Origin of the sequence: Micromonospora sp. DT47 (genome assembly GCF_049844475.1) — a bacterium.
Classification (GTDB): domain Bacteria; phylum Actinomycetota; class Actinomycetes; order Mycobacteriales; family Micromonosporaceae; genus Micromonospora.
On sequence record NZ_JBNCLC010000008.1, the window covers coordinates 189,316 to 205,021 of the forward strand.

Sequence of the window (15,706 nt, forward strand, 5' to 3'; positions counted from 1 at the left end):
ACCATTCGGATGTGAACGAGGCGACGGAGCAGTTCTTCGCATCGCTGCCGGCGCGCGCCCCGGCGGTCCTGCGTTTGCCCCTCAGCGGCACGCTCCAGATCGAGCTCACCACCGGCAACCGCACCGAGCACTGGCTGGTCCAGATGAGCCCGGGCGAGGCCGTCGTGACCCGGGCCCGCGGGCCGGCGGACGCCATCTTTACCAGCAGCGCCGACCTCTTCGAGCGGCTGGTCACCGGGCGCGCCCAGGGCCTCTCCTCGGTGCTGCGCAACGAGAGCACGTTCAGCGGCAAGGTGTCGCTCTTCCTCGCCTTCCGCTTCTTCTTCCCCGACCCGCCGGGGACGCGGGACCCCCGGGAGACCGCCCGCGAGCAGGTCGGACGGCCGGCATGAAGCAACTGGTCAGCATCCTCGACGGCAACACGTTCGTGGTCAGCGACCCCCGGGGGGACGTCGAGCCGTCGTACGACTTCCCCACCGGGCTCTTCTCCTTCGACACCCGGTTCCTCTCCACCTGGGTGCTCACCCTGGACGGCGAACGGCTGAACGCCCTCTCCATCGACGACGCGCACTCGTACCTGACCCGCTACTTCGTCGTGCCCGGCAAGCCGACGCACTACCTCGACGCCAAGGTGTCGGTGATCCGCAGCCGGTCCATCGGCGGCGGCATGGGCGAGGAGCTGACCGTGCTCAACCACTCCGGGCGGGAGATGCGGTTCAGCCTCCGGATGGAGATGGGCTCCGACTTCGCCGACCTGTTCGAGATCAAGCACCAACGGCCGAAGAAGGGACGGACCACCGCCACCGCCGGCGAGAACGAGCTGCGGCTGACCTACCGGCGGGACGGCTTCCACCGCGAGGCGGTGATCACCAGCACCGCGTCGGCGCACGTGGACCAGGCGGGGATGACCTGGTCGATCAGCATCGGCCCGCACGCGGAGTGGGGCACCCGGCTGCACGTGGCGACGATCATCTACGGCGCCCGGGGCGAGGACATCCGGGCCACCACCCCGCTGGGCGGCAACCGCACCCCGGACGCGATCCGAGCCGAACAGCAGGACCTCCTCGACCGGGCGCCGAAGCTGGGCTGCGACTGCGAGCCGCTGGCCGGGGCGTACCGGCAGAGCCTGAACGACCTGGCCGCGCTCCGGTACGAGTCGATCACGCTCGGCGTCCGGCTGCTCGCCGCCGGCCTGCCCTGGTTCATGACCCTCTTCGGCCGGGACAGCATCCTCACCTCGTTGCAGGTGCTGCCGTTCCTGCCGGGCCTCGTCCCGCCGACCCTCCAGATACTCGCCGGCCTGCAGGGCCACCGGCTGGACGACTTCCGCGACGAGGAACCCGGCAAGATCCTGCACGAGCTGCGCTACGGCGAGACGGCCGGCTTCGAGGAGCAGCCGCACTCCCCCTACTACGGCTCCGCCGACACGACCCCACTCTTCGTGATCCTGCTCGACGAGTACGAGCGGTGGACCGGGGACGCCACGCTGGTCAAGAAGCTGGAGTTCGCCGCCCGGGCGGCGCTGCACTGGATCGACACGTACGGCGACCTGCTCGGCACCGGATACGTCTGGTACCGCACCCGCAACCCCGAGACCGGGCTGGAGAACCAGTGCTGGAAGGACTCCTGGGACTCGATCAGCTACGCCGACGGCCGGCTGCCGGCCTTCCCCCGAGCCACCTGCGAGATCCAGGGCTACGCGTACGACGCGAAGCTGCGCGGCGCTCGGCTGGCCCGGACGGTCTGGAACGACCCCGGGTACGCGGAGCGACTGGAACGGGAGGCGGCGGCACTCAAGGAACGCTTCAACCACGACTTCTGGATGCCGGAGAAGGAGTCCTACGCGCTGGCCCTGGACCCGGAGGGACGGCACGTGGACGCGCTCGCCTCCAACATGGGCCACCTGCTGTGGAGCGGCATCGTCGAGGAGCCCCGGGCCGCCCGGATCGCCGAGCGCCTGCTCAGCCCGGAGCTCTTCTCCGGTTGGGGGGTGCGGACCCTCGCCACCGGGCAGGGACGCTACAACCCGATCGGCTACCACGTCGGCACGGTCTGGCCGTTCGACAACGCCTTCATCGCCTGGGGCCTGACCCGGTACGGCTTCCGGGAGGAGGCGGCGCGGATCTGCGATGCCATGCTCAGCGCGTCCCGGTTCTTCGACGGGCGGCTGCCGGAGGCGTTCGCCGGGTACGAGCGCGGGCTCACTGACTACCCGGTCCAGTACCCGACCGCGTGCAGCCCGCAGGCCTGGTCGGCCGGCACGCCGTTGCTGCTGCTGCGGGTGATGCTCGGCCTGGAACCGCAGGGCGAGCACCTGATCATCGACCCCGCGGTGCCGGAGGGCATGGGTCGGGTCGAGCTGCTGGACATCTCGGGCCGGTGGGGGTGGGTAGACGCCCTGGGTCGCAGCCGCACCCCGCACGACGACAGCCGCGGCCACTGACGTCGGCCGCCGGGCGGGCGACGGTCAACCGGAGCAGCCGGTGGAGGCGGTCAGGCGTACCTGCTCGCCGGTCGCGTCGGCCACGACGACGACCGGGCCGCGCCGGTAGGCGTACACCTCGGGTAGGTCCACCACCGCGGCGCCGGCGGCGAGCGACTTCAGCGCGGCCAGCGACATCGGCGCGGAGCCTGCGGTCGCCGCGGCGGTCCGGGCCCGGCCGCCGCCGGGGCAGGCCGCGCTCAGCGGCTCCGCCACCCCCGCGAGCGGACGGCCGAGGGCCCGCGACGCCTCGTCCACCGCCAAGGCGGTCTCACCACCGGCCCCGGGCAGCAGCGTCGCCAGCTCGGTGTCGACCGGACGGCAGCCGGTGTCCGCGGTCAACCGGACCCGGCCGCCGCCGACCACCCGTCCCTCGACCGCCACGAACTCGCCGGCGTCGGCGCGCAGCCGGGGACCGTCCGCGCCGGGCCGGACGCCGGCCCGCCAGCTCCCGGGAAGCCCGCCGGCGACCCGTTCCAGCAGCGCCCGCTCCCCGCCGTCGGGGACGAACACCTCCACGCCGCGGGTCAGTGCCGCGCCGTCGGCCATCGGGGTGACCCGGCAGCCCCGCTCGACCGTCGCACCGGTCAGCGCCCACGCGCCGGCACCGATCGCGACGACCAGCCGGCCGACCGCCCGATCGACCACCGGGTCGGCCGCGGACAGGCTGCGCTGCTCGCGGACGGTCGGCGGGTCGTGCCGCACCGACCACCAGGTGAGCGCGCCGAGCAGCAGCGCCCAGGCCACGGTCACCGCCAGCAGCCAACGCGGCCAGGACCGCTGCCGCGCCGGCTCGGGGGGACCACTCGGCGGGGCCCACCCCGCCTGGACAGCACTCACCCGCCCATCGTGTCACGCACCAACCGCACCCTCGCGCCCGGCGGCCGCCGCCGCATCTCCGAACCGTCCGACCCGCCGAACCATGATCGTTTGCACTTCCGACACGCGGCGCGCACGGTCGCGGACGATCATGAAAACCCCCGGGCGCCGCCCGGCCGCCCCGCGCAGCGCCAGGGAACACGGGCGGGGCCGGTCACCCCGCGTGGGGTGACCGGCCCCGGGCCGATCAGAGCGTGGGTCAGGCGACCGTCACGGAGACCTCGTTGATCCCCCGTGCGGCGGTCACGGCGGTGTCGCCGTTGCCGTGCCGGGAGAGCGCCCGCAGCGTCCAACTGCCCGGCGCGGCGAAGAAGCGGAACTGCCCGGCCGGGGAGGTGACCACCTCGGCGGTGAACTCACCGGTCGAGTCGAGCAGCCGGACGTACGCGCCCGGAACGGCCTCACCGGACTCGGCGGTCACCAGACCGGTGATGACGGTTTCCTTCTCCAGGTCGAGGCTGGCCGGCAGGGGGGCGGCCTGGTCGGGAGCGGCGCAACCAGCGGCGGTGGCAGCGGTTGCTGCGGCAGGAGCGGTCATGGCTCAGGCCTCCCCGACAGAGCTGTCCGGCCCGGCTTCGCCGGGAGTGTCGCCGAGCACCACCGGCACGCCGACCAGCGAGCCGTACTCGACCCACGAGCCGTCGTAGTTCTTCACGTTCTGATGGCCGAGCAGTTCCTTGAGCACGAACCAGGTGTGCGAGGAGCGCTCACCGATCCGGCAGTACGCGATGATGTCCTTGCTGTCGTCCAGCCCGGCGGCCGTGTAGATCGAGCGCAACTGGTCGTCGGACTTGAAGGTGCCGTCCTCGTTGGCCGCCTTGGACCACGGGACATTGACCGCGGTGGGGACGTGGCCGGCCCGCTGTGCCTGCTCCTGAGGCAGGTGGGCCGGGGCGAGCAGCCGACCGCCGTACTCGTCGGGGGAGCGCACGTCGACCAGATTCCTGCTGCCGATCGCCGCGACGACCTCGTCCCGGAAAGCGCGGATGGAGCTGTCCTGCTCCTGGGCGACGTACCGGGTGGCCGGGCGGGAGACGGCGTCGGTGACCAGCGGGCGACCGTCCAGCTCCCACTTCTTGCGACCGCCGTCGATCAGCTTCACGTTTCGGTGGCCGTAGAGCGTGAAGTACCAGTACGCGTACGCGGCGAACCAGTTGTTGTTGCCGCCGTACAGGATGACGGCGTCGTCGTTGGCGATGCCGCGCTCGGAGAGGAGCGCCTCGAACTGGGCCTTGTTGACGAAGTCCCGGCGGACCGGGTCCTGCAGGTCGGTCTTCCAGTCGAGCTTGATCGCGCCGGCGATGTGGCCGGTGTCGTAGGCCGAGGTGTCCTCGTCGACCTCGACGAAGACGACGCCCGGGGCGTCGATGTTCTTCTCGGCCCACTCGGCCGAGACGAGTGCGGTGTCGCGACTCATCAGATCACTCCCTGGTGAGGATGGATGGTGAGCCAGCGCGGGGATCGAAATCGATGATTGTCGCACCACGCGCGGGACCCATAGTGAACGGATCACGGGTTCGTGCGACGGCGCCGCTGCCGGGCGTGCGGTGGGAGAGCACCGGAAGGTACGCGGACCCCGGGTGCGATGGCCGCTAGGCGGCCGGAGACAGCCCCGCCGTCAGATGACGGAGCGACACAGGCAGGTGGCCACGCGGCACAGGTCGACCGCGCGCCGTTTGGTGAGGAGCGTCCCCATGGGCACGGACCCTACCAGCCGTCGCGGAGAGCGCCAGCGCGTCGACCAGCATCCGGGACGGACCCCGGAAACGCTGACGGCCCGGCCGGAGCCGGGCCGTGCGCGGACCGGCTCAGCCGGCCGAGTTGATGGGTACGTCCTTCGCGTCCGCGGTCACCATCAGCCCCTCGGGCTTCGGCTCGACCTTGCGGACGTTGAGCTGGAACGGCAGCTCCGGCAGGGGCACGTCGATCGAGATGCCCTTGGCGTAGTTGCTCAGCAGGGTCTTGGCCAGCGGCACTGCGGGTAGCCCCTCGGCGTTCAGGTCGTTGAAGCGCAGCGCGACCTTGCCGTTGTCGGAGACGGTCACGTCGGCGGTGCCGGCGACCGTGAGCTTCTGGCCGAGGATGTCCACCGGGGCGGTGACGGCCAGCTTGCCGTTCTGCTCGCCGAGCTTCAGCCCGGGCCGGTCCAGCAGCTTGGCCAGGCTGTCGTAGGAGACCGTGCCGGTGCCGTTCACCGACTCGGCGACCACGTCGCCCTGCCCGGACCGCAGCGTGTCCAGCGAGGCCCGCACGTTGCGCGCGTCCACGTCGAGCCGGGGCAGGCTCACCGTCTCGCCCTGGACCGGGCCCTGCACCTCGGTCAGCACGATGGAGATCCGCTCGTACCGGCCGCCGAGCACCTGGGTGAGGAACGGGAAGCCGCCGACGTCCACCTTCGGCGGGGCGGACTGCGCGTCCTGCTTGGCGACCTCCTGACTGACCTGGTCGGCGATCGCCCGCTCGGCCACACCGGCCGCCACTCGGTCGGCCACCACCAGCAGTCCGGCCAGGATCAGGAGCAGCACGACCAGCGTGACGAGCACCTTGCGCCCGCGCCGTCGGGGCCGTTCCTCGTACTCCGGGTACGCCTCTGCCACGCCGCCTCCTGTCTCCGTCGCCGCCCGGTGCGGCGACGCCCGTTCCTGACCGCCGCCGCCGTACGGCGCACCGCTATTACCCGAGCGCCGGAACGCTCAACCCTCGGCTCAGAGGAACAGCACGCACATCGCGTACGCGGCCGGCGCGGCGAGCGCGAAACCGCCGAGCGGGCCCTGCATGTGCCGGGCGATCCACATCGTCGGCGGCTCGCCGGCCATCAGCCGGCCCGCCTCGGCGTACCCGACGGCGAGGTCGGCCAGCACGGCGGTGGCCGCGGTGACCAGGCCGATCAGCGCCGCGCTGGTCGGCGTGAAGCCGACCAGGTAGCTGCCGAGCACCGCGCTGGTCAGGGTGCCGATCATCGCGCCGCCGACCACTCCGGCCGCGCCCCTGGGCACCTGCGGGGCGAGCCGGGGCCAGGGCAGGAACGCGTCGGTGAGCCGGGCGACGGTGAGCGCCACACCGCTGGCGACCAGGCAGACGGTGATCGCCTGGGTGCCGGCCGGGATCCGGCTCAACGTGATCAGGGTGGCGAAGGCGACCACGCCGACCACGATCAGCAGCGTGGTGCCGAGCGAGTCGGTCACCCGTACCCGGTCGACCCGGCGGACCAGCTGGCCGAGCACGCCGAGGACGAAGCCGCCCGCGGCGGCGTAGCCGAGCGGCGCCAGGCCGGCGATGTCGGACTGGACGGCGGCGACGTCGGCGGTCGCGGCGACCGCCACGCTGATCACCGCGACCAGCAGCAGCGCCGGGGGGCGCATGGCCATCGTCCAGGCGAGGACGAAGAGCAGCTGGACGCCGAAGACGATGAACGCGAACGGCAGCCGGTGCCCGGGGCCGGCGGTCTGCGCGCCGAGCACCAGGCCGACGCCGAGCAGCGCGGCGAAGCCCGCGACGGTCAGCGAGAGCGGCCTGCGGACCTCGACCGGCTCGACCGGCTCCTCGTCCGGCTCGTCCACCTCGTCGTCCGGCCGGCGGGGCGCGCCGCCCTTGCGGGCCCGGCGCGGCCCGCCGCGCTCTCGCCGCTGCTCACCATCGTCGGCGGGTCCGGTACGCGGTCCGGGCGGGTAGCCGCGGGAGGGGCCGCCCGGGCCCGGGTGCGCGTTGTCGGCCCACCGGTCGTTACCGGTCTCGGGCGAGGTCGAGGGAAACACGCCCCGATCGTGCCAGACCAGGCCGCTCCGGCGGAGGTCACGGTTTCGGCAACGTTAAAACCTGCGGAGCGTTCATGGGCAGATCAGACAAAGGGTAAAGGACGCCGAGGCCTCACCTGGGCGATCGGTTACGCTCAAGCCGTTACCTGCCCGTCAGCGACGCCGGGACCCACGCAAGTTCTCAGCGCCACGCCCGGTCCGGGGTGCCGCTGGTCGCGAGCGGCCACGGGCCGCCGGGACGGAGGTGATCGTGTGGAGATCCTGTTGCTGGTGACCGCGCGCGCGGGTGAGCCGTCTGCAGTGCTGCCGGCGCTGGACCTGCTGCCGCACTCGGTCCGCACCGCCCCGCGTGACGTCCGCACGCTGGTCTCCGGGCCGAGCCCGGACGCGGTGCTGGTCGACGCCCGTTCCGAGCTGAGCGAGGCGCGGGCCACCTGCCGGGTGCTGCACGCCACCGGCCTGGGCGTGCCGCTGGTGGCGGTGGTGACCGAGGCCGGCCTGATCGCCCTCAACGCCGACTGGGGCGTGGACGACGTCATCCTGGCCGGTGCCGGCCCGGCCGAGGTGGAGGCCCGGCTGCGGCTGGCGGTCGGCCGGTTGAGCAACGTCACCGCCGGGGCGGGCGGCTCGATCCGGGCCGGCGAGCTGACCATCGACCCGGACACCTACGCGGCGAAGCTGAAGGGCCGGCCGCTCGACCTCACCTACAAGGAGTTCGAGCTGCTGAAGTTCCTGGCCCAGCACCCGGGCCGGGTCTTCACCCGGGACCAGCTGCTCCGCGAGGTCTGGGGGTACGACTACTTCGGCGGCACCCGGACGGTGGACGTGCACGTCCGGCGGCTGCGGGCGAAGCTCGGCTCGGAGTACGAGTCGATGATCGGCACGGTCCGGCAGGTGGGCTACAAGTTCGTGGTCCCGCCGTCGCGGTCGCTGCCCGAGTCGGAGCACGCCCCGCTGCCGGTCTGACGTCGCGCGTCGGAGTTCCACCTGATCTAACTACTCTTTCCGGTACGCCCCTTTTTGCACCTGTTGCCGGCTCTATTCTGACTGCCGGGTTCAGGGCGAAGGGGGCGACGGTGCGTGCACTGACCACGGGGGCGACGAAGGGTCCGTTCCGCGATCCGGACCGGCGGTGCCGCTGATGGCCGCGGGGTCGACCGGCCGGGCCGTCGCCGTCGTGACGCTGGTGCTCGCCGCTCTGCTCGGGTCCGCGTACGCGCTCGGCCGCAGCCTGGTGCCCGACCCGCCGCGGCCCCACGACGGCGTCGCCACCAGCGTCGACGATGCCCAGTACGCCGACCAGGCGTCCGAGTCCGGCCGAAGCCACGGCGATCGTCCGGCACCCCCGCCGGACACCCCCGCGACCGGCCAGCAGCCCGATGGTCACCGGATGGCCGAGGGCGGCGACGCCCTCTTCGGCGCCCGGGTGGACACCGGCTCGCCCGAGGTCGCGCTGACCTTCGACGACGGGCCGGACCCGCAGTACACCCCGCAGGTGCTGGAGGTGCTGCGCCAGTATCAGGTGAAGGCGACGTTCTGCGTAGTCGGCGAGAACGCCAGGAACCACCCCGACCTGATCCAGGCGATCGTGGCCGACGGGCACACCCTCTGCAACCACTCGTGGAACCACGACTTCCTGCTCGGCAAGCGCTCCCCCGAGGTGATCCGCGCCGACCTGCTCCGCACCAACGAGGCGATCCGGACCGCCGCGCCCGACTCGCCCATCGGGTACTTCCGGCAGCCGGGCGGGGCGTGGACGTACCCGGTGGTCCAGGTCGCGGAGGAGCTGGGGATGGTCCCGCTGCACTGGACCGTCGATCCCAACGACTGGCAGGCCCCGGGTGCCGCGACGATCACGGCGACGGTAACCCGGGACACCGCCGCCGGATCGATCGTGCTGCTGCACGACGCCGGCGGGAACCGGCAGGACACCGTCGACGCGCTGCACCTGATCCTGCCGGACCTGGCCGGCCGGTTCCGGCTGGCGGCCCTCCCGACCGCCGGCACGACCTGAACCGTCGCGTCGGAGCACCCCGACGGATACGGCTACGGTGACGGGGTGAGCAGCGCGGAACCGACGACCGACCGGGTGGCCCGGACCGATCGACTCGCCCCCGCCGAGGTGGCCGAGTCCCTGGCGCTGGCCCGCCTCGCGGGCGACGCCGACGGCGCGGACCCCTTCGACGAGCACACGCTGCTACGACTGCGCGACCCGGAGGCGGCGGCCGTCCACCTGACCGCCCGGGCCGCCGACGGCACCCTCACCGGGTACGCCCACCTGGACACCACGGACGCGGCGGCCGGCATCGGGGTGGAACTGGTGGTCCACCCGGCGTACCGGTGGCGGGGCACCGGCCGGGCGCTGGCCCGGGGTGTCCTGGCGGCGGCCGCCGGCCCGCTGCGGGCCTGGGCGCACGGCGACCACCCGTCCGCCGCGGCCCTCGCGGTCGACCTCGGCTTCGACCGGGCCCGGGTGCTCTGGCAGCTGCGCCGCCCGTTGACCGCCACGCTGCCCGAGCAGCGGCTGCCGGACGGCGTCACGCTGCGCGCGTTCCGCCCCGGCGACGACGACGAGGCGTGGCTCGCGCTCAACGCCCGGGCCTTCGCCGCGCACCCCGAGCAGGGCCGTTGGACCCCCGCCGACCTGCGGGTGCGCCTGGCCGAGCCGTGGTTCGACCCGGCCGGCTTCCTGCTCGCCGTGGAGGAGTCGACCGGCCGGCCGGTCGGCTTCCACTGGACCAAGGTGCATGAGCGGCCCGGCTCGGCCCGGATCGGCGAGGTCTACGTGCTCGGGGTCGACCCGACCGCGCACCGCAGCGGCCTCGGCCGGGCGCTGACGGCCGCCGGCCTGATCCACCTGCGCGACCAGCGGAAGCTGGACAAGGTGATGCTGTACGTGGACGAGTCGAACACCGGCGCGTTGGCGCTCTACGAGCGGCTCGGGTTCGCCCGCTGGTGCGGGCACGTGAACTACCGGCTGGGCTGACCCGCGACGCGCGGCCGGCGACGCGCGGCGGCGCGCCACGCTCGACGACGCGCCCTCCGGGCACCGGCACCGGCATCTCTCGTACGCCGCGCGAGGGACGGCCGACGGTGCCCGCGGCGGACCGCCCCGGACCGGTTCGTCGCCCCGTCCGGCGTTGCGGCGATCGCCCGGCCGGAGTACGCGCCGCTGCCGGAGGCGGTGACCGTGGCGACGGTCGACGGGCTGTCCTGAGCGCTCCGACCGCGGTCACCGCGCCGTAACGGGGCAGCATCGGCGCGATAACGGCTGGCCGGGTAAATCGGATATATCGCGATAGCGAGACGGCGGTTCACCTAACGGACGACCGCCCCTCAGGCAGCGGCCATGCCGATGGCCGTGGGTGTTCACCTTCCGTTCATGTGCGACCGGCGAACCGGCTACCTGACGCTCCTAGCTTTCGTATCAGCCGGTCAGCGCCGGCGCCGGAACGACCAACCGGTCGGATCCACAAGACGTGAAGGGAAACCCCTCAGGTGAAGCTCCAGCGGCACGGCGCCATCGCCTGCCTCGCCCTTACCGCGATGCTCGGTCTCAGCGCTTGCGGCTCGGACAACAACGAGCCCACCACCCCGTCGGCCGCCGGCTCCGCCGCCGCCGACTGCGGCACCGGCACCCTGAACGCACAGGGCTCGTCCGCACAGAAGAACGCCATGGCCGAGTGGATCAAGACCTACCAGCAGAAGTGCTCGGGCCTGACGATCAACTACGAGCCCACCGGTTCGGGCGCCGGCATCGAGGCCTTCACCGCCGGCACCGCCGACTTCGCCGGCTCGGACTCCGCGCTCAAGCCGGAGGAGAAGCCGAAGGCGGATGCGCGCTGCACCGGTGGCCAGGCGATCGACCTGCCGATGGTGACCGGCCCGATCGCGGTGGCCTACAACCTCCAGGGCGTCGACGGCCTGCAGCTCAAGCCGTCCACCGTCGCGAAGATCTTCGCGGGCAAGATCACCAAGTGGGACGACGCGGCGATCAAGGCCGACAACCCGAACGCCAAGCTGCCGTCCAACGCGATCACCACGGTGCACCGCAACGACTCGTCGGGCACCACCGACAACTTCACCAACTTCCTCAGCAAGACCTCCGAGGCCGACTGGACCTTCGGCAAGGCCAAGGAGTGGAAGGCCCCGGGCGGCACCGGCCAGAAGGGCTCGGACGGCGTCACCAACTTCGTCAAGAGCACCCCGGGCTCCATCACCTACACCGAGTGGTCGTTCGCCGAGAACGCCGGTGTGGGCGTTGCCAAGATCCAGAACGGTGCCGGTGAGTTCGCCGAGCTGACCGCCGAGAACGCGGGCAAGGCCGTCGCGGGCGCGAAGGTCGTGGGCCAGGGCGACGACCTCGCGCTGTCGATCGACTACAAGACCAAGGAGGCCGGTGCCTACCCGCTGGTCCTGGTGACCTACGAGATCGCCTGCAGCAAGGGCCTGCCGGCCGACAAGCTCAAGGCCGTCAAGGGGTTCCTGACCTACACCGCCAGCACCGAGGGCCAGCAGGTCCTGACCGAACTGGGCTACGCCCCGCTGCCGGAGTCGGTCCGCACCAAGGTGGCCGACGCCGTCAGCAAGATGTCCTGAACCACCTGATACACACCTGACCCCTTTCGTAACGGAGCGAGCGAGCAGATGGGCGACATCCCACCCCGCTCGGCCGACGCCAGCACCGGCGGGTCGCGCGTGACTGACCGTCACGTCCGACTCGCCGGTTCGGCGGTTCCGGCCGACCTCTCAGCCATGCCGACGAGCCGGGATCCGCGCGGCCCGATCGGCGGTGGCGGAGCGCTGCCCCGACGGCAGAAGTTCGGCGCCGAGACCGTCTTCCGTCTGCTGACCATGGCCGCGGGCTCGGTGGTGCTGATCACCATCGTGGCCATCGCCATCTTCCTCATCACCAAGGCGGTGCCGGCGCTCCGCGCGAACACCGTCAACTTCTTCAGCTTCGAAGGCTGGTTCCCCAACGACCCGGAGCCGAAGTTCGGCATCGGTGCCCTCGCCTTCGGCACGGTGCTGTCGTCGGCGATCGCGCTGCTGGTGGCGGTGCCGGTCGCGCTGGGCATCGCGCTGTTCCTCACCCACTACGCGCCGCGCCGGCTCGGCACCGCCCTCGGGTTCCTGATCGACCTGCTGGCCGCCGTCCCCAGCGTGGTGTTCGGCCTGTGGGGCCGCGACTACTTCGTCGGCCCGGTCACCGACCTGTCGGTCTGGCTCAACACCTACTTCGGCTGGATCCCGATCTTCGGCGGTGAGGGGCCGTTCGGCCGCTCGGTCCTGCTGGGCGCGCTGGTGCTGGCGATCATGGTGCTGCCGATCGTCACCTCCCTCTCCCGGGAGGTCTTCCTGCAGACGCCGACCGCCAACGAGGAGGCCGCGCTGGCCCTCGGCTCCACGAAGTGGGAGATGATCCGCACCGCCGTGCTGCCGTACGGCCGGCCCGGCGTGATCGGCGCGGTCATGCTCGGCCTGGGCCGCGCGCTGGGCGAGACCATCGCCCTCGCGCTGACGCTGAGCTTCGCCTACAACATCTCCTTCAACATCCTGGAGAACGGCGGCAACTCGATCGCCGCGAACATCGCGGTGAAGTTCGGTGAGGCCAACGACGTCGGCCGGGGCGCGCTCATCGCCTCCGGTCTGGTGCTGTTCGTCATCACCCTGATCGTCAACATGACCGCACGGGCGATCATCTACCGCCGCCGGGAGTTCACGGAGTCCGCCGCATGAGCACCATCACGTCGCACCGCACTCGACCGCCGGCGCAGCCGCTCACGCTGCGGACCCGGCGGCTGCCGCTGCTCTGGGTGCTCGGCATCGCCGCCGGCGCGCTGGCCCTCTCGGCGGCCCTCGTCTACGGCACCGGCATCGGCGGCACCGTCCTGGTGATCGTCGTCGGCCTGCTGCTCTACCTCGCCGGCGTCTACGTCGCCAGCTCCGCGGTGGAGGGCCGGCGGCAGGCGCGCAACCGCACCTGGAGTTCGCTGATCCACGCCGCCTTCGTGCTCGCCGCCCTGCCGCTGATCTCGCTCGTCTGGACCCTGATCAGCAAGGGCACCGAGCGGCTGGACTACAACTTCTTCAACACCTCGATGAACAACATCGGCCCGCGGGACGCCGAGGGCGGCGCGTACCACGCCATCGTCGGCACCCTGGCGCAGGTCGGCCTCGCCGCCCTGATCACGGTGCCGCTGGGCATCCTCTGCGCCATCTACGTCGTGGAGTACGGCCGGGGCCGGTTCGCCTTCGCGATCCGGTTCTTCGTGGACGTGATGACGGGCATCCCGTCGATCGTCGCCGGCCTCTTCGTGCTGGCGTTCTGGGTGCTGATCGTCTCGCCCCACCTCACCGCCTCCGGCCAGCCCGGTTACTCGGGTTTCGCGGCCGCGCTGGCGCTGAGCGTGCTGATGCTGCCGCTGGTGGTGCGCTCCACCGAGGAGATGCTCCGGCTGGTGCCGGCTCCGCTGCGCGAGGGCTCCTACGCCCTCGGCGTGCCGAAGTGGAAGACGATCCTGCGGGTGGTGCTCCCCACCGCCCTGCCCGGGATCGTCACGGGCGTGATGCTCGCCATCGCCCGGGCGGCCGGCGAGACCGCCCCGGTGCTGCTGGTCGCCGGCGGCACCGCCGCCATCAACTTCAACCCGTTCGAGAACAACCAGTCCTCGCTGGCGCTCTTCGTCTACCAGCAGGCCGGCGACGCGTCCAAGTACTCGCCCGCCCGGGCCTGGACCGCCGCCCTCACCCTGGTCGCTCTCGTCCTGATCCTGACGATCGCGGCGAAGCTGCTCGCCCGCCGCAACAGGCTGAGCCGTTGATCACCGGAGGTACCACCACCATGGCCAAGCGCATCGAAGCCACGAACGTCTCCGCCTACTACGGCAACTTCAAGGCGATCGAGAACATCAACCTGACCGTCGAGCCGAAGACGGTCACCGCCCTGATCGGCCCGTCGGGCTGCGGCAAGTCGACCTTCCTGCGGTCGATCAACCGGATGCACGAGGTGCTGCCCGGGGCCCGGGTCGAGGGTCAGCTGACCATCGACGAGCAGAACATCTACGACCGGGACGTGGACGTCACGGCCGTCCGCCGGATGATCGGCATGGTCTTCCAGCGTCCCAATCCGTTCCCCACCATGTCGATCTTCGACAACGTGGTGGCGGGCCTGAAGCTCAACGGGCTCCGCAAGAAGTCCCTGCTGGAGGAGGCCGCCGAGAAGGCGCTCCGCTCGGCCAACCTCTGGGACGAGGTCAAGGACCGGCTGGCCAAGCCGGGCGCCGGCCTCTCCGGCGGTCAGCAGCAGCGGCTCTGCATCGCCCGGACCATCGCGGTCGAGCCGCAGGTCGTGCTGATGGACGAGCCCTGCTCGGCGCTGGACCCGATCTCGACGCTGGCCATCGAGGACCTGATGTTCCAGCTCAAGGACAAGTTCACGATCATCATCGTGACCCACAACATGCAGCAGGCGGCCCGGGTCTCCGACCGGACCGCGTTCTTCTCGATCGACAAGACCGGCGACCCCGGCCGGCTGATCGAGTACGACAACACCCAGAAGATCTTCAGCAACCCGAGCCTGAAGAAGACCGAGGACTACATCACCGGCCGCTTCGGCTGAGCCGCTGGTTCCCGGTCCGCGAGGGGCGTCGGTCGACCTGACCGGCGTCCCTCGGCGTGTCCGGGGCCAGCTCGTCAGCGAACCTGGGCGAAGAGGCCGGCTGACCGGCGGGCGGTTCAGTCCAGGACGAAGCGGGGCTCGCCGTCCTCCGGTAGGTCCAGACGCGGGGTGACCGGGGTGGCGGCGTCGCGGGTAGCCGCGGCGCGGGCCACGCCGGCCAGGTCGCCGGCGGCGGCCACCTGGGCCAGGGTGACCAGCGTCGGCGGCAGCATGGTCAGCTCGCCGGCCTCCGCCCGGGCCAGGGCGTCCGCCGGGCGGATCCACATGGTGTGGTCGGCCTCGCCGGAGACGTCTCGGGTCCGCTGCCCCTCGGGCAGCAGGGCCACGAAGAAGTACGTGTCGAAGCGGCGCGGCTCGAACTCCGGGGTGATCCACCGGCTCCACGGCAGCAGCAGGTCCGACCGGAGGGTGAGCCGCCGCCCGGCGAGCAGGTCGGCGAAGCCCACCCGGCGCCCCTCCAGGTCCTGCCGGGCCACCTCCCACTCGTCGCCGCTGACGTCGCCCACCACGGTCGACCGGTCCGGGCCGGCCAGCAGGACGCCGGCCTCCTCGAAGACCTCCCGGGCAGCGGCACAGACCACCGCCTGGGCGGCGTCCGGGGCGAGCCCCAGCCGCCCGCCCCACTCGGCCGGTGCCGGGCCGGCCCAGTCCAGGTGGGTCTGGGAGTCGGAGCGGTCCACCCCCCCGCCGGGGAAGGCGTACATCCCGCCGAAGGTCATCGCGGCCACCCGGCGGATGACGTACACCTCGAAGTCGGCACCGGCCGGGCGGAGCAGCAGCACGGTGGCGGCGACCCGGGGCGGCGCCGGGGCGGCGCCCTCGGCGCGGAACCTGCGGGCGTGCTCCACCAGGGCGGGGGGTGCGGCGAAGCCGTCGATCGTCATCCCGCGAGCCTAGTTCCCGACCGGT

Annotated in this window: 16 protein-coding genes; 9 read left to right on the forward strand and 7 right to left on the reverse strand. The window is 72.1% G+C overall.

Annotation, left to right across the window (positions count from 1 at the left end):
• Window positions 1-11 precede the first annotated feature (11 nt).
• The gene (locus ACLQ2U_RS15225; RefSeq protein WP_425751277.1) at window positions 12-392 is read left to right on the forward strand and encodes an SCP2 sterol-binding domain-containing protein; all 381 of its coding nucleotides are present in this window, start codon (window positions 12-14) and stop codon (window positions 390-392) included.
• Window positions 389-2,443 carry a glycogen debranching N-terminal domain-containing protein gene (locus ACLQ2U_RS15230; RefSeq protein ID WP_425751278.1) on the forward strand — a complete coding sequence of 685 codons (2,055 nt, stop codon included), beginning with the start codon at window positions 389-391 and terminating at the stop codon, window positions 2,441-2,443. Before ACLQ2U_RS15225 ends, ACLQ2U_RS15230 begins: the two co-directional genes overlap by 4 nt.
• A 24-nt stretch (window positions 2,444-2,467) precedes the next feature.
• Here ACLQ2U_RS15230 and ACLQ2U_RS15235 read toward each other — a convergent pair whose 3' ends face one another.
• The 6 genes from ACLQ2U_RS15235 to ACLQ2U_RS15260 form a co-directional block, all read right to left on the reverse strand.
• Complete coding sequence (locus ACLQ2U_RS15235) at window positions 2,468-3,322, reverse strand: hypothetical protein (protein WP_425751279.1); 855 nt, start codon at window positions 3,320-3,322, stop codon at window positions 2,468-2,470.
• Between the two features lie 238 nt (window positions 3,323-3,560).
• Window positions 3,561-3,899: a DUF1416 domain-containing protein gene (locus ACLQ2U_RS15240; RefSeq protein ID WP_425751280.1), complete on the reverse strand. Its 339-nt coding sequence runs from the start codon at window positions 3,897-3,899 to the stop codon at window positions 3,561-3,563.
• 3 nt (window positions 3,900-3,902) lie between these two features.
• A complete protein-coding gene (locus tag ACLQ2U_RS15245) occupies window positions 3,903-4,778 on the reverse strand; it encodes a sulfurtransferase (RefSeq protein WP_425751281.1) in 876 nt (291 codons plus the stop codon).
• A gap of 201 nt (window positions 4,779-4,979) precedes the next feature.
• Window positions 4,980-5,057 (reverse strand): Ms5788A family Cys-rich leader peptide, encoded by a 78-nt coding sequence (locus ACLQ2U_RS15250; RefSeq protein ID WP_331214547.1) that lies wholly within the window; start codon window positions 5,055-5,057, stop codon window positions 4,980-4,982.
• Window positions 5,058-5,169: 112 nt separating this feature from the next.
• Window positions 5,170-5,958 carry a DUF2993 domain-containing protein gene (locus ACLQ2U_RS15255; protein WP_425751282.1) on the reverse strand — a complete coding sequence of 263 codons (789 nt, stop codon included), beginning with the start codon at window positions 5,956-5,958 and terminating at the stop codon, window positions 5,170-5,172.
• Between the two features lie 108 nt (window positions 5,959-6,066).
• Complete coding sequence (locus tag ACLQ2U_RS15260; RefSeq protein WP_425751283.1) at window positions 6,067-7,116, reverse strand: hypothetical protein; 1,050 nt, start codon at window positions 7,114-7,116, stop codon at window positions 6,067-6,069.
• Window positions 7,117-7,368: 252 nt separating this feature from the next.
• Between ACLQ2U_RS15260 and ACLQ2U_RS15265 the strand changes: the two genes are divergently transcribed.
• The 7 genes from ACLQ2U_RS15265 to pstB all read left to right on the forward strand — a co-directional run bounded on the left by ACLQ2U_RS15265 (window position 7,369) and on the right by pstB (window position 14,737).
• Window positions 7,369-8,082 (forward strand): winged helix-turn-helix transcriptional regulator, encoded by a 714-nt coding sequence (locus tag ACLQ2U_RS15265; RefSeq protein ID WP_425751284.1) that lies wholly within the window; start codon window positions 7,369-7,371, stop codon window positions 8,080-8,082.
• A gap of 175 nt (window positions 8,083-8,257) precedes the next feature.
• Entirely contained in the window at window positions 8,258-9,130 is an 873-nt protein-coding gene (locus ACLQ2U_RS15270) for a polysaccharide deacetylase family protein (RefSeq protein ID WP_425751285.1), read from the forward strand.
• Between the two features lie 45 nt (window positions 9,131-9,175).
• Complete coding sequence (gene mshD, locus ACLQ2U_RS15275) at window positions 9,176-10,102, forward strand: mycothiol synthase (RefSeq protein WP_425751286.1); 927 nt, start codon at window positions 9,176-9,178, stop codon at window positions 10,100-10,102.
• Between the two features lie 512 nt (window positions 10,103-10,614).
• Window positions 10,615-11,715 carry a phosphate ABC transporter substrate-binding protein PstS gene (gene pstS / locus ACLQ2U_RS15280; RefSeq protein WP_425751287.1) on the forward strand — a complete coding sequence of 367 codons (1,101 nt, stop codon included), beginning with the start codon at window positions 10,615-10,617 and terminating at the stop codon, window positions 11,713-11,715.
• A 48-nt stretch (window positions 11,716-11,763) separates the two neighbouring features.
• Window positions 11,764-12,855 carry a phosphate ABC transporter permease subunit PstC gene (pstC, locus tag ACLQ2U_RS15285; RefSeq protein ID WP_425751288.1) on the forward strand — a complete coding sequence of 364 codons (1,092 nt, stop codon included), beginning with the start codon at window positions 11,764-11,766 and terminating at the stop codon, window positions 12,853-12,855.
• A complete protein-coding gene (gene pstA / locus ACLQ2U_RS15290; protein ID WP_425751289.1) occupies window positions 12,852-13,940 on the forward strand; it encodes a phosphate ABC transporter permease PstA in 1,089 nt (362 codons plus the stop codon). Before pstC ends, pstA begins: the two co-directional genes overlap by 4 nt.
• A 20-nt stretch (window positions 13,941-13,960) precedes the next feature.
• The gene (pstB, locus tag ACLQ2U_RS15295) at window positions 13,961-14,737 is read left to right on the forward strand and encodes a phosphate ABC transporter ATP-binding protein PstB (protein WP_425751391.1); all 777 of its coding nucleotides are present in this window, start codon (window positions 13,961-13,963) and stop codon (window positions 14,735-14,737) included.
• Between the two features lie 116 nt (window positions 14,738-14,853).
• Here the strand turns inward: pstB and ACLQ2U_RS15300 are convergent, their stop codons facing one another.
• Entirely contained in the window at window positions 14,854-15,681 is an 828-nt protein-coding gene (locus ACLQ2U_RS15300; protein ID WP_425751290.1) for an NUDIX hydrolase, read from the reverse strand.
• Between the last annotated feature and the right edge of the window lie 25 nt (window positions 15,682-15,706).